The sequence below is a fragment of the Joostella atrarenae genome (assembly GCF_021764745.1).
Classification (GTDB): Bacteria; Bacteroidota; Bacteroidia; order Flavobacteriales; family Flavobacteriaceae; genus Galbibacter; species Galbibacter atrarenae.
In genome coordinates this window covers 39225-52342 of the sequence record NZ_JAETXX010000001.1, presented here as the reverse complement: position 1 = coordinate 52342, position 13118 = coordinate 39225, and the positions used below count along the sequence as shown (strand labels likewise).

Here is a 13118-nt window from a genome sequence, read left to right as displayed (position 1 = left end):
ATATTTTATTTTTCTTCTTGAGCAGATTTTGGTAAATATTCAACACGTAAACGTTGATTCTTGTTTAAGTACTTAGTAGCTACTTTTTTAATGTCTTCTCTAGAAATGTTTCTGTAGATTTCTATTTCAGAATTAATTAAATTAGTGTCTCCATAAAGCATATAATATCTTGCCAATGAATTTGCAATTCCAGAAACGCTAGCATTAGAATTTACAAAATCGTTTTCCATTTTATTCTGAAGCTTCTGATAATCGTTTTCAGAAATTAAAGAGGTTTGTAGCTTTTTGATCTCTTCATCAATTTCATTTTCTAATTGCGTAAGAGAAACATCTCCTAATGGAAGTGCAAAAATATTATACATGCTATAGTCTTCTTGAGCTCTATTAAAAGCAAAAACTTGTAATGCCGATTTGTTTTCATCTACCATTTTTTTGTAAAGTTTAGATGTTTTACCATCACTTAAATAGGTAGAGATCATATTTAATACATAGGCATCTTTCTCTTTCATTGAAGGTGTGCGGTATGCAAGTGCTAAGGCTGGAATTTGAATATTACTATCGTATTCTGTAGCCTTCATTTCTTGTGTGATAGGATCTTCTTTAGGATGATTTCTGACAATATCTTTTCCTTTTGGAATAGGACCAAAATAGTCTTTAATCATTTTTTGAGTCTCAGAAATATTTATATCTCCAGCTACTACTAAAACAGCATTATTTGGCACGTAGAATTTTTCGTTAAAAGCTTGAAACTCTTCTAGGGTTGCAGCATCCAAGTGATCCATAGAACCAATCACACTCCATCTGTAAGGATGTTTTGTAAATAAATGAGGTTGGATTGCAGTACCATAGCTTAAGCCACCATAAGGTGCGTTATCTACACGTTGTCTTTTTTCTTCTTTTACAACTTCATTTTGTGTTTCAACACCTATTTCATTGATTATTGGGTGCATTAAACGCTCTGATTCCATCCAAAGTCCCAACTCAACTTTATTAGATGGGAAAACTTCATAGTAATACGTTCTGTCTGCAGTGGTATTTGCATTGTTGCTCCCTCCGTTGGAACTTACTATTTTAAACCATTCTCCTCGTTCTATATTTTCTGTTCCTTCAAAAAGTAAATGTTCAAAGAAGTGAGCGAATCCTGTACGCTCAGGGTTTTCGTCTTTAGATCCAACATGATACATTACAGAGGTTGTTACTACTGGTGCAGTATTGTCTTGGTGTAGAATAACGTGCATGCCATTTGCAAGATCGTATTCCTGGAATTTAATTTCTTGAGCAATGACTGTCGAACCTAATGAAGCCAACATTGCTAAAGAGAGTAATTTTTTTCTCATAATATTTGATTATTTGTATATAATTAGTCAGTCATTTAGAAGAAATGTTACAATTTCCTCCAATAGATATCAGAAAAATAATAATTATTTACTATACGATTGTTAGGTCGATTAAAAATTTAGGAGACTTTAACTTTCTTGAAAATATTTTTTCGTAACTTAAGTCTTGTATAATCAAATAGATAGCATATGAAACCAGACAAGTTATTTTTACGATATGGATTTTTAATTGCAGTAGGTCTTATTGCATATTTTTTAATCTTAAAATTGGTTGGATTACATGAACAAATTTGGTTACGTCTCATAAATGGACTGATTGTAGGTTATGGAATTTATGCAGTTATAAGAATGCGTAGGATTCTGGAAGGAGATAAGTTTGATTATTTTAAAGGATTTAAATCAGGGATATACGCTGGTTTTTTTGCCACGCTTATTTTTACTGCTTTCATGGCGATTTATATGTTCCATTTAGATAAGAATTTCCCTAATTCTATTATGGAATCTTGGATTCGAGATTATAATCAAGGTCCTGGAATACTTGTATTTATCTTATTAATAGAAGGGTTTGCGTCTACAGTTATTCTTACTTTTACATTCATGCAGAAGTTTAAGCCTAGTTGGAATACTAAAAAAAGTGTCCAAAAGGCATAAAAACATTTGTTCTTTAATGATTTAGGAGTATATTTGCACCCGCTTAAATTTATTTTAAGCACAGTTTATATTAGTTAATTTTATATAATTATAACGCTATGTACGCAATTGTAGAGATAGCAGGGCAGCAATTTAAGGTTGCGAAAGACCAAAAAGTGTTTGTTCATCGTTTAGCTTCGGAAGAAGGTGATAAAGTATCGTTTGATAACGTTCTTTTATTAGATAATGATGGAGAAGTTACTGTTGGCGCCCCGGCTATAGACGGAGCCGCTGTTGAGGCTAAAGTCATTAAGCACCTTAAGGGTGACAAAGTTATTGTTTTCAAAAAGAAAAGACGTAAAGGTTACCGTAAGAAAAACGGACACAGACAATCTTTAACTCAGATCGTTATTGAAAGCATCGTAGCTAGTGGAGCTACTAAAAAAGCTGCTCCTAAGAAAAAAGCAGCGCCAAAAGCTAAAGAAGAAGCTAAGCCTGCAAAGAAAGCTGCTCCTAAAAAAGCTGCTTCTAAAAAAGGAGATGATTTGAAAAAAATCGAAGGAATTGGTCCTAAAGCGGCTGAAGCTCTAACAAAAGCAGGAGTTGATACTTATGCTAAGTTAGCGAAGAAATCTGCTGATGATGTTAGAGAAATCTTAACTGAAGCTAGTTCTACTTTAGCTCACTTAGATCCAGGTACATGGGCAGATCAAGCAAAACTTGCTGCTGACGGTAAATGGGATGAGCTACAGAAATGGCAAGACGAGTTAAACGGTGGGAAATAATCCATCTTGAGTTTTAAAATAAAGTATAATTTTCTTGATTTTTAATCAAGAGCATTAAAACCGAAACAAATGGCACATAAAAAAGGTGTTGGTAGTTCTAAGAATGGTAGAGAATCAGAATCGAAACGCTTAGGTGTTAAGATATTTGGTGGTCAAGCTGCTATTGCTGGAAATATCATCGTAAGACAAAGAGGTACCTCTCACAATCCAGGTGAAAATGTATATATGGGGAAAGACCATACTTTACATGCTAAGGTTGACGGAGTGGTAAAATTCCAGAAGAAAAGAGATAACAGATCTTATGTTTCTATAGAGCCTTTCGAAGCTTAATAAACATATTATTTATGATATCAAACCCATCTTGTTCTAAACAAGGTGGGTTTTCTGTTTATATACAGTAATAACAACTATTTCTTAACCGTTTTTTAATCCTTCAGTTTTTATTTAAAAGTACATTTCTAGATTTTAAATGTGTTTTTTAATAATGATGAGGTATTGCTGCTTTTTTATTTTTTTTCTTCTAAATGTATCCAGATTTTATGGTCAGCAAGATGAAAATATAGCCACTTCTAATGTAGATAGTGTTTTCTTTAAACTGAAGAAAGAGCTTTCTACCGCGCTAGAGAATAATAATGACTCTCTTGCAGTAATCAAGTATATTGAGTTTGCAGATTTCTATAAGAATAATGGCGCAGTAAATGAAGCCATCCTTAATTATCAAAAGGCATTATCTTACCCATCTCCAAAGGCAGATACTTTGGTTGTGTATCTCAATTTGCAATTAGGAGCTATTAATTTTTCTGTAAAACAATTTTCGGCAGCAAAGACATATTATTTCGAAGCACTTCATATTTCTGAATCTATAAATTATATAAAAGGAAATGCTTTGGCAGAAAGTGCTCTCGGAAGTTGCTTTGAAAAACAACAGAATTATGAAAAGGCATTACTTCATCAGAACAAAAGCTTAAATCTTTTCGAGAGGCTTGAGGATTACAATGGATTGGCCTTAGTTAACGAAAACATAGGGAGTATTTATGAGGATAAGCTAGATTTTAAATTAGCGTATCAGTATTTTAAAAAGGCATTATCGTATATAGTTTTAACTGAAGACTTTGACAGACAAATAAATATTCTTAATAATTTAGGAGATTCTAAACGGAAAGTAGGTGACTTTAGCGAAGCTTTAGTTTATACCTTAAAAGCAAAAAACCTTGCATTAGAAACTAATAATAGTCATCAATTAGAGAGCTCCTATAAAGATTTATCCAAGCATTATAATCTTATAAATGATTTTGAAAAGGCATATCGTAGTTTGCAGATTTCAGATTCTATAAGAGATCAGATTTTAAAGTCACAAAACACACAGCAAGTAAACTCTCTTCAAGCGCTTTATGATGCTAAAAATAAGCAGGCTAAGATAGAATTATTAACAAAGGAGAAAGAAGTGGCTAAAGTAGAAGAACTGCTACTTTTATTAGTTATTATAATTCTGATTGTGGTAGCTGTTATAGTCTTTATTTATCATAAAAAGAAAAAAGAGAATGAGTTAATATCCCAAAGATATAAGCAGCAAATACTGGAAGCTGATTTGGAAAAGAAGAAAATACAAGAAGAAAATTTACAGCGTGAAATAGCTTTAAAAACGACTTCTTTGTCGCAATACAGTCTTCATTTAGCACATAAAAATAAAATATTAACGCAGGTAGCAAATACACTTTCAAATTTAAAAGGGCGAAAGCAAATGGATGTTCAAAGTAAATTGACAGCAATTGTTGCTGAAATTAATAGCGAACTTTCGGAGAAGCAAGAATGGGAACAATTCATGGGATACTTTCAACAGATTCATCCAAGCTTTTTTGATCGGTTAAAGGAGTACACAATAGAAGAATTATCACCTTCAGAATTAAGATTGTGTATGTTGCTAAAATTAAATCTATCTTCTAAAGAAGTGGCTTCAATTTTAAGAATTACTCCAGATAGTATTCGGGTAGCTAGATATAGATTACGTAAAAAATTGAAGATTGATTCTGGAGAGAAGTTAACTAGATTTTTACATCAGCTATAAAAGAAAATAGCATAATTAAACTTTATGTTAACCTCATGTTACCAGATTATAAATGTTGCCTCTATATTTCCTATGTATATACATTTTAATTACGTTTTGTTCTCATCAATTTTATCTGCTAAAGGCTTGCAGTATATAGATTTGTGAAAAAATCAAACATAATTTTATGAAATCTTTTAAACTAATTTTTGTAACCTTAATTGTTGCCTTTTTTACTAGTAGTATGAGTGCTCAAAACGGAAATATTCAAGGTTCAATATCCGATGAGAATGGAATTTATGTACCTGGAGCAACGGTAATAATCGAAGACCTCAATATGGGAGTTGTTTCTGATAACGATGGTAAGTTTACATTTATATCCGTGCCCGAAGGAACACATCAATTACTAATAAAATATCTAGGTTTTTCTGATGTATCTAGAGAGATTGAAGTTACTGCAGGAAAAACGATATCAATAGCAATCAATCTAAATTCTGAAAGCCTAGAACTTGAAGGGGTAGAAGTTTCTGCTTATGGGTTAAGTGGGCAAGCAAGAGCGTTAAATACACAGAAGAATAATACAAATATTACCAATGTTGTTTCAACGGATCAAATAGGGAAATTTCCAGATGCCAATATAGGAGATGCTATAAAACGTATTCCTGGTATTACGATGCAAATGGATCAAGGGGAAGCAAGAAATATTATTGTTCGTGGGCTTTCTCCGCAACTTAATTCTGTAACATTAAATGGGAGCAGGATTCCTTCAGCAGAAGGAGATAATAGAAACGTGCAGATGGATTTGATTCCTTCTGATATGATCCAGACTATTGAAGTTAATAAAGCGGTAACACCAGACATGGACGGAGATGCAATTGGAGGTTCTGTAAATTTAATTACTAGAACAGCTCCTCAAGGATTTCGTGTTTCTGCAACCGCAGGTTCTGGGATTAATTTTATCACTAATAAGAGGATTTTAAATGGTTCTTTTTTAGTAGGTGATAGAACAAATGACGGGAAGTTTGGTTGGATGTTATCAGCGTCAGTTAACGATAATGACTTTGGTTCTGATAATGTTGAAGCAGAATGGAGTGATGAGTTTGAATACAATACAGGGATTCAAGATTCCGAAGGAGAGGATATTATTGAAGAAATGGGAGTTAATCCATATGCTACAGAATATGAGATTCGTACTTACTTAGTGCAACGTATAAGAAGGAGTTTCTCTGCCAATTTAGATTATAAGTTGGATGATAATAACAGCGTTTATTTAAAAACGATGTATAACTGGAGAGATGATCGTGAGAATAGACTTGCATATAGTAATAAGATTTTAGATGGTGAAGATATTTCTTCAGATGACTTTACAATTGATGCTAATAATAACCTTATAGGCTTTCCTGTGGAAGCAAAAAGAGAAACTAAAGGAGGAATTCCTGGAGGGAGAAATCAAAATGCTAGATTAGAAGATCAACGGATGCAGAATTATAGCATTGGGGGAGATCACTTATTTGGGAAACTAAAATTTGATTGGATGGGGTCTTATGCTAAAGCTTCAGAAGAGCGTCCAAATGAGCGTTATATAACTTATGAAAGTGAGTTTGGGATAGATAGAAGTTTAGATACTAAAAAACCTTACTTCACACCTCAGAATATAGAAGATACTGCGTTAGATAATTATGAGTTAGACGAAATCACAGAAGAATATCAATATACTGAAGAGGAAGATATCAATGCATTTTTAAATTTTGAACTTCCAGCAGATTTCTTTGGGAATGGAAATGGAATCATAAAATTTGGAGCACGTACTCGTCTAAAAAGTAAAAATAGAGATAATAACTTTTTTGAGTATTCCCCACTAAGTAGTCAGTATGATACAATGGATTTAGTAAATACTAGAGATTATAGTGATGAAGATTTCCTTGCAGGAAGTCAGTATCAAGCTGGTTATTTTGTAACGCCAGAGTTTTTAGGAGACTTAGATCTTGAAAATGGAGATGAATTTGAAAAGGAGTCGGTTCCAGATGAATATTTAAGAGCAAATTTTGATGTTGATGAAGATGTGTATGCAGGTTATATTATGACTACACAAAAATTAACGGATAAACTAACGCTTTTAGCGGGATTAAGAATTGAGAATACGCAGGTTTCCGCAACAGGAAATCGTATTTTAGATGAAGAAGACCTTGTTGGAGAGGTTACCGATAAAAGTTCTTACACAAATATATTACCAGGCGTACATTTTAAGTATGATTTATCAGATAAGACAATCTTAAGATTCGCTTGGACAAATACACTTTCTAGACCTAATTATGTGGATCTTGTGCCTTATGTAGATGTTGTTACTGAAGATGAAGAGCTTTATTTAGGAAATGCCGATTTAGACCCTACAACATCTATGAACTTCGATTTAATGGCAGAGCATTATTTTAAATCAGTAGGGATTCTTTCTGGAGGGGTTTTCTATAAAAAGATAGATAAGTTTATATATACTTCTGTTTTTGAAACTACAGACGATTTTTATGGAGTGGGAACTACAGACTTTGATGTCTACCAACCGCAGAATGGAGATAATGCTTCTATTTTTGGAGCTGAAATCTCTTTCCAACGTAAATTAGATTTCCTTCCTGGATTTGCAAAGAATTTTAATGTCTATTTTAATTATACTTATTTGTCTTCGGATGCAGAAGGAATTAAAAATGAAGATGGTGAAGAAAGAGATGATTTAGATTTACCTAATACGTCTCCTAATATGTTTAATGGATCTTTAGGGTATAATAGCAAAAAACTTAGCGTTAGATTATCAGCCAATTATTCAGATTCATATATAGATGAAATTGGAGGGAACCCTTTTGAAGATCGTTATTATGATGAGCAGTTCTTCTTAGATTTTAATATCAGTTATGCAATTACAAATAACTTAAGAGTCTACGCAGATTTAAATAATATTACCAATCAGCCTTTAAGATACTATCAAGGACAAAAAGATAGAACCATGCAAATGGAATATTATGAAAAGCGACTAACCTTCGGAATTAAGTACGATTTATTCAAGAAGTAATTAAGAACAAATTTTCAGATAGGAGCAGTCTTTTTGATTTTAATTCCAAACTACTTCTAAAGATTGCTTCCTTCTGAATTATAAAAAACTATAATATGAAACTATATAAATATCTAGCAGTATTGGCTGTTACAATCTCAGCATGCAAGAAAAATAACTTACCTCCTATATCTCCAGATGTAATAACAGAGAACACGTTGCATGATACCGATGATCCTGCAATATGGGTAAATAAAAAGAATCCTTCTGAAAGTATTGTTTTTGGTACGGATAAAGATACGGACGGTGCAATTTATGCTTTCGATTTACAAGGGAAGGTGATAGAAAATAAAACAATAAGAGGTCTTAAGCGTCCAAATAATGTAGATGTACGTTACGATTTTAAGCTGAACGATTCTACAACGGTAGATATTATAGCTTTTACTGAACGAGAACGTCAGCAAATAAGATTGTTTTCAGTTCCAGATATGAAGCCGCTAGATGGTGGAGGTTTTCCAGTATTTACGGATGCTAAAGAGCCTGAGCATAACTTACCAATGGGAATTAGTCTTTATCATTCGGCTGTTAATGGTAATATGTATGCCATTGTAGGTAGAAAAACTGGGCCGTTGGAAGGTTATTTATATCAATATTTGCTTAAAGCTGATAAAAAAGGAGTGAAAACGGAGCTTGTTAGAAAGTTCGGAAAATTTAGTGGAAAGAAAGAAATTGAAGCTATTGTTGTGGATGATAAAGAGGGATTAGTTTATTATTCTGATGAAGGCTTCGGAATCCGTAAGTATTATGCAGAGCCAAAAAATGGAAATGAGGAATTAGCAGCTTTTGGAGGTGAATATTTTCTAGACGATATAGAGGGACTTTGCCTTGTAAATGGTGTGAGCGGGAAGGATTATATAATTGCTTCAAATCAGCAAAAACATAGCTTTGTGTTTTTTGATAAAAACACGTTGGAGTTTGTTAAAGAATTGAATTTAAGTACTAAAGAGACTGATGGGTGTGAAGCGGTAACAACACCTTTAAATGATACTTTTAAAAGCGGATTATTTGTAGCAATGAATGATGAACAGAATTTTTTCTTTTTTGACTTAGGAAAATTACTATAAAAAAAATAGGGTTATTTATAATTTTATTAATAAATTAGATATAACTAATAATCAAAAATTTTTTTATCATGAAAAAAGTTGTCATTTCTGGTGCATTAGCACTTACTATTTTATGTTCAAGTTGTTTAGGGTCTTTTAGTGCTTTTAATAACTTGAAAGATTGGAATCAAGGAGTAACAGGGAATAAATTTGTAAATAACCTTATCTTTTGGGGACTTAACATTATTCCAGTTTACGGTTTATTCTTTTTAGGTGATGCAATTATCTTTAACGTAATCGAATTCTGGACAGGTTCTAACCCAATCGCAATGCAAGAGGGAGAGTCAGAAACTCAGATTGTTGAAAGAGACGGTAATACTTACGAATTGACAGCGACTAAAAATAGAATGCAGGTTTCTGTTATTGAAGGTCCTAAAAAAGGAGAAAATGTAGATTTAGTTTACAAGCCTTCTGAGAAATCATGGAATGCAATTAAAGCTGATGGAGAGGTGATCGAACTTTCTTCTTTCAAAGATGGTTTATACATTGTAAATCTTCCTAATGGAGAAGAAGTTAAAATAGATCCAGCTACTCCAAGAGCAGAAGCTGTAGCTTATTTACAAGAAAAAGTTGCTTGTAACTATAGTGATGCAATGGTTGCTTCTTTAGAAGACTAAATTATAAGTGCTAATTGGGTTTATCCCTATAAAGTACAATTATATAAAATGAGGTTTTGGAATTCCAAAACCTCATTTTTTGTTTATGTTATCGGAGTAGCGATACAATTCTTAGGGATTCCGAAACCGTCCACTAACGTGTTTACATGTGGTCTTAGTTCAGAACACAATCGTTCCACTTGTTTCCTTATGGCTTTAGATTTATTGGCGCTTATATATCCATGTTCTAAATACCAAGCTGCATGTTCGTTTATTTCACTTAGCGCAAACAAAGATCCTAGTTTTCTAAAAAGGAATTTCATTTCTTCATCTTTTATGGTATCCGTAAAGTTTAAAAACTCATTATAAGATAACTCTTCACTGTAGGAACTTCCTAATGCTACAAGATGTGTTTGTGTTTTTAAAAATGCTTGATAAGAAGGGATACCTTTCTTTAGGTATTTTTGAATTCTCGATGCGGCAGAAAATGTAAGCCTTCGAGTTCTATACGCTAGGGCTTCTTTGTGAAACTCGATGTCGTAAAGATGTTCTTTATCTGTTTTATTAGTAAAAATAGGATTTATAGTTATTAATTTATCGGAGACATTAGTGCCTAGATATTTTAACACATCCATAAAGTTATCACTATTAAATTCTGTTTTAAAATTGGTTAGAATTCCTTTAGCTGCTAATTGAATCAAAACTGTATTGTCACCTTCAAAAGTGGTAAAAATATCAACATCTCCTTTTATATGAGGGATTTTGTTTTCTATTAAATACCCTTTCCCGCCACAAGCTTCTCTACATTCTTGGATAGTATTATTTGCAAACCATGTAATAGAGGATTTTAAGGCTGCTGCCTTAGTTTCTATTTCTCTTCGTTCATTGTCTTTAGAATTAGCATACTCTTTAATGAGTTTTTCTAAAACAGTATGGTAAACATAAGTTTTAGCAAGAGGTTTAATGAGTCTAAGCTGATGCGTAGGGTAATCCATTATTAAATCCTCTTGGATTTTTTCACTGCTATTAAATTGTCTTCTTTGTAGCGCATATTTTACAGCAATAGCAAGTGCTTTTTTTGCACCGCTTAACCCACTTTTGGCAACGCATATTCTACCGCCTACTAATGTTCCAAGCATGGTGAAAAATCGCTTGTTTGGATTTTCAATAGGGGAAGTGTAGTTCCCGTCATTATCAATGTCGCCATATTTATTCAATAGGTTTTCTCTAGGAACTTCTACATTAGAAAACCAAATCTTTCCATTATCAACGCCATTCAATCCTAGTTTATAGCCATTATCTTCAATCCGAACTCCTGATTCTAGATTTCCGTTAGTATCTCTAACTCTAACTAAGATAGCATGTACTCCTTCATTTTTTCCGTTTACAATAAGTTGGGCGAATACAGTCGCCATTTCAGAATGCAATGCGTTTCCAATGTATTCTTTGTTGTCATTTTCTCCAGGAGTATCAATAACAATAACATCTCTTTCTTTTATGTAAGTGGCAGTGGTTTTTACACCTCTTACATTCGAACCGTGTCTGGTTTCAGTCATAGCAAAACAGCCTAAAAGATCTGCCGTTCCTATATCTTTTAAATATTTATCGTGATGCTTTTTTGTACCTAGGTTTTGTACGCTACCACCAAACAGTCCAAATTGAACTCCAAATTTTATGGTAAGACTTCCATCTACGAACATAAGGTTCTCAAAAATATTAGCGTAGGTAGGCATATCGTCAATTCCACCGTATTCTTTACCATATGCCATGGCTCCATATCCCTTTTCTGCAAGATATTTTACTTGTTCTAAAACATTATTTCTAAACTTCTCTTTATCACGAATAATTTTAAAGTCGAAAATAGGGTTATTCAAAATATTTCTGAAAGTGTCTATATGTGCCGCATGATCTCCTTTTAATAGAGCGTCTATTTTTTCTGCTGAATAAAAAGTGGCTCCGCTAGCAGCTTCAATTTTTATATCAAAAAGATGATGATAGTGATTTGGTTGAATACCTAAGTTTATCTCGATATATTTTAGACTCTCATCAGCAATATTTGTATCCTGATTGTTATTAGCCAATCGCATGCTGAAATAAGTTAATGGATAAGGATCACTTTCTACTAATTTCAACCCCGATTCATCAATCATGGTTTTCCAAGATCTAATAATATCAGATGGAGGTTCATTGTTAGGATCAATCCACTTTTCAAGTAAAGATTTATCATCTTCAGAAATTATGTCTGAGGAAATCGCTTTTTTGAAAATGGAAATTTCAGAAGGCGATAATAATTCATCAGACCAGATAACATATAAAAATGGGATGTATTTTATAATCGCGGCGGTGTATTCGGTTTTTTTCATACTTAAAATTACAAATTTCTATATCGGGAAAATAAAATTTAACCTATTTATAACTTGATATCGAGTTGGTAGATAGTAGCTCCTTTTGTTTTATCTTTGTAATCTATGAATGAATATTTAGACCCTACAGACGACCATCTTTCTCCAGAAGAAGTTGATATTGAAAAGGCATTAAGACCTCTCAGTTTTGATGATTTTGCAGGTCAAGACCAAGTGCTAGAAAACTTAACGGTTTTTGTGCAAGCTGCAAATTTAAGATCAGAAGCTTTAGATCACACCTTATTTCATGGACCTCCTGGATTGGGAAAAACTACATTGGCACATATATTGGCCAATGAGCTTGGAGTAGGAATAAAAGTTACTTCTGGGCCAGTTTTAGATAAGCCTGGAGATTTGGCAGGGTTGCTTACAAATCTTGAAGAGCGTGATGTGCTTTTTATAGATGAAATTCATAGATTGAGTCCTATTGTAGAGGAGTATTTGTATTCTGCAATGGAAGATTATAAGATTGATATTATGATTGAAAGCGGTCCTAATGCTAGGACTGTACAGATAAATCTTAATCCTTTTACGCTTATTGGAGCTACCACACGTTCTGGGTTGTTAACAGCTCCAATGCGAGCTAGATTTGGAATTAGTAGTCGTCTTCAATATTATTCTACCGAATTATTAGCTGATATTGTGCAAAGGAGTGCGCAGATTTTAAAAGTTCCTATTTCCATGGAAGCAGCTATAGAAATAGCTGGCCGTAGCCGAGGAACTCCACGTATTGCAAATGCATTACTACGTAGAATTCGCGATTTTGCTCAGATTAAAGGAAATGGGAAAATAGATATTGAAATTTCTAAGTTTGGACTTAAAGCACTTAATGTAGATGCTTTTGGTTTGGATGAAATGGATAATAAGATTCTAATCACTATTATTGATAAATTTAAGGGCGGCCCTGTAGGAATTACAACTCTTGCTACCGCAGTTTCTGAAAGTGCAGAAACTATTGAAGAAGTGTATGAACCTTTTTTAATACAACAAGGCTTTATCCATAGAACGCCAAGAGGAAGAGAAGTAACAGAGTTAGCCTATAAACATTTGGGGAGAGTAAAAGGAGGAATTCAAGGCGGTTTGTTCTAGAAACTGGAGGTATTAACTTTAATAAATTAGTT

At 33.1% G+C, this 13118-nt stretch carries 10 protein-coding genes; 8 read left to right on the top strand and 2 right to left on the bottom strand.

Annotated features, from left to right (window positions below):
* Nucleotides 1–5: 5 nt before the first annotated feature.
* On the bottom strand, nt 6–1337 hold the full coding sequence (locus JM658_RS00235; RefSeq protein ID WP_236957219.1) for a M16 family metallopeptidase: 1332 nt from the start codon (nt 1335–1337) through the stop codon (nt 6–8).
* Nucleotides 1338–1526: 189 nt separating this feature from the next.
* On the opposite strand from JM658_RS00235, the gene JM658_RS00230 reads away from it, so the two are divergent.
* The 7 genes from JM658_RS00230 (at nt 1527) to JM658_RS00200 (ending at nt 9616) form a co-directional block, all read left to right on the top strand.
* The gene (locus JM658_RS00230) at nt 1527–1988 is read left to right on the top strand and encodes a DUF4199 domain-containing protein (protein ID WP_236957218.1); all 462 of its coding nucleotides are present in this window, start codon (nt 1527–1529) and stop codon (nt 1986–1988) included.
* Between the two features lie 98 nt (nt 1989–2086).
* Entirely contained in the window at nt 2087–2752 is a 666-nt protein-coding gene (rplU, locus tag JM658_RS00225) for a 50S ribosomal protein L21 (protein WP_236957217.1), read from the top strand.
* Nucleotides 2753–2821: 69 nt separating this feature from the next.
* A complete protein-coding gene (rpmA, locus tag JM658_RS00220) occupies nt 2822–3082 on the top strand; it encodes a 50S ribosomal protein L27 (RefSeq protein WP_236957216.1) in 261 nt (86 codons plus the stop codon).
* Nucleotides 3083–3236: 154 nt separating this feature from the next.
* The gene (locus JM658_RS00215; protein ID WP_236957215.1) at nt 3237–4817 is read left to right on the top strand and encodes a tetratricopeptide repeat protein; all 1581 of its coding nucleotides are present in this window, start codon (nt 3237–3239) and stop codon (nt 4815–4817) included.
* A gap of 166 nt (nt 4818–4983) precedes the next feature.
* Nucleotides 4984–7857 (top strand): TonB-dependent receptor, encoded by a 2874-nt coding sequence (locus JM658_RS00210; protein ID WP_236957214.1) that lies wholly within the window; start codon nt 4984–4986, stop codon nt 7855–7857.
* 95 nt (nt 7858–7952) lie between these two features.
* Entirely contained in the window at nt 7953–8960 is a 1008-nt protein-coding gene (locus JM658_RS00205; RefSeq protein ID WP_236957213.1) for a phytase, read from the top strand.
* 68 nt (nt 8961–9028) lie between these two features.
* On the top strand, nt 9029–9616 hold the full coding sequence (locus JM658_RS00200) for a DUF3332 domain-containing protein (RefSeq protein ID WP_236957212.1): 588 nt from the start codon (nt 9029–9031) through the stop codon (nt 9614–9616).
* Between the two features lie 83 nt (nt 9617–9699).
* On the opposite strand, the gene JM658_RS00195 is transcribed toward JM658_RS00200, so the two are convergent.
* Entirely contained in the window at nt 9700–11958 is a 2259-nt protein-coding gene (locus JM658_RS00195) for an acyl-CoA dehydrogenase family protein (protein WP_236957211.1), read from the bottom strand.
* A 105-nt stretch (nt 11959–12063) separates the two neighbouring features.
* Between JM658_RS00195 and ruvB the strand changes: the two genes are divergently transcribed.
* A complete protein-coding gene (gene ruvB, locus JM658_RS00190) occupies nt 12064–13086 on the top strand; it encodes a Holliday junction branch migration DNA helicase RuvB (protein ID WP_236957210.1) in 1023 nt (340 codons plus the stop codon).
* Nucleotides 13087–13118 lie beyond the last annotated feature (32 nt).

What these genes read in the sequence shown, in the direction of transcription:
- rpmA (WP_236957216.1), top strand. Translation starts at nt 2,822, where the DNA reads ATGGCACATAAAAAAGGTGTTGGTAGTTCTAAGAATGGTAGAGAATCA.
- JM658_RS00200 (WP_236957212.1), top strand. Translation starts at nt 9,029, where the DNA reads ATGAAAAAAGTTGTCATTTCTGGTGCATTAGCACTTACTATTTTATGT.
- rplU (WP_236957217.1), top strand. Translation starts at nt 2,087, where the DNA reads ATGTACGCAATTGTAGAGATAGCAGGGCAGCAATTTAAGGTTGCGAAA.
- JM658_RS00210 (WP_236957214.1), top strand. Translation starts at nt 4,984, where the DNA reads ATGAAATCTTTTAAACTAATTTTTGTAACCTTAATTGTTGCCTTTTTT.
- JM658_RS00235 (WP_236957219.1), bottom strand. Translation starts at nt 1,337, where the DNA reads ATGAGAAAAAAATTACTCTCTTTAGCAATGTTGGCTTCATTAGGTTCG.
- JM658_RS00230 (WP_236957218.1), top strand. Translation starts at nt 1,527, where the DNA reads ATGAAACCAGACAAGTTATTTTTACGATATGGATTTTTAATTGCAGTA.
- JM658_RS00215 (WP_236957215.1), top strand. Translation starts at nt 3,237, where the DNA reads ATGATGAGGTATTGCTGCTTTTTTATTTTTTTTCTTCTAAATGTATCC.
- JM658_RS00195 (WP_236957211.1), bottom strand. Translation starts at nt 11,958, where the DNA reads ATGAAAAAAACCGAATACACCGCCGCGATTATAAAATACATCCCATTT.
- ruvB (WP_236957210.1), top strand. Translation starts at nt 12,064, where the DNA reads ATGAATGAATATTTAGACCCTACAGACGACCATCTTTCTCCAGAAGAA.
- JM658_RS00205 (WP_236957213.1), top strand. Translation starts at nt 7,953, where the DNA reads ATGAAACTATATAAATATCTAGCAGTATTGGCTGTTACAATCTCAGCA.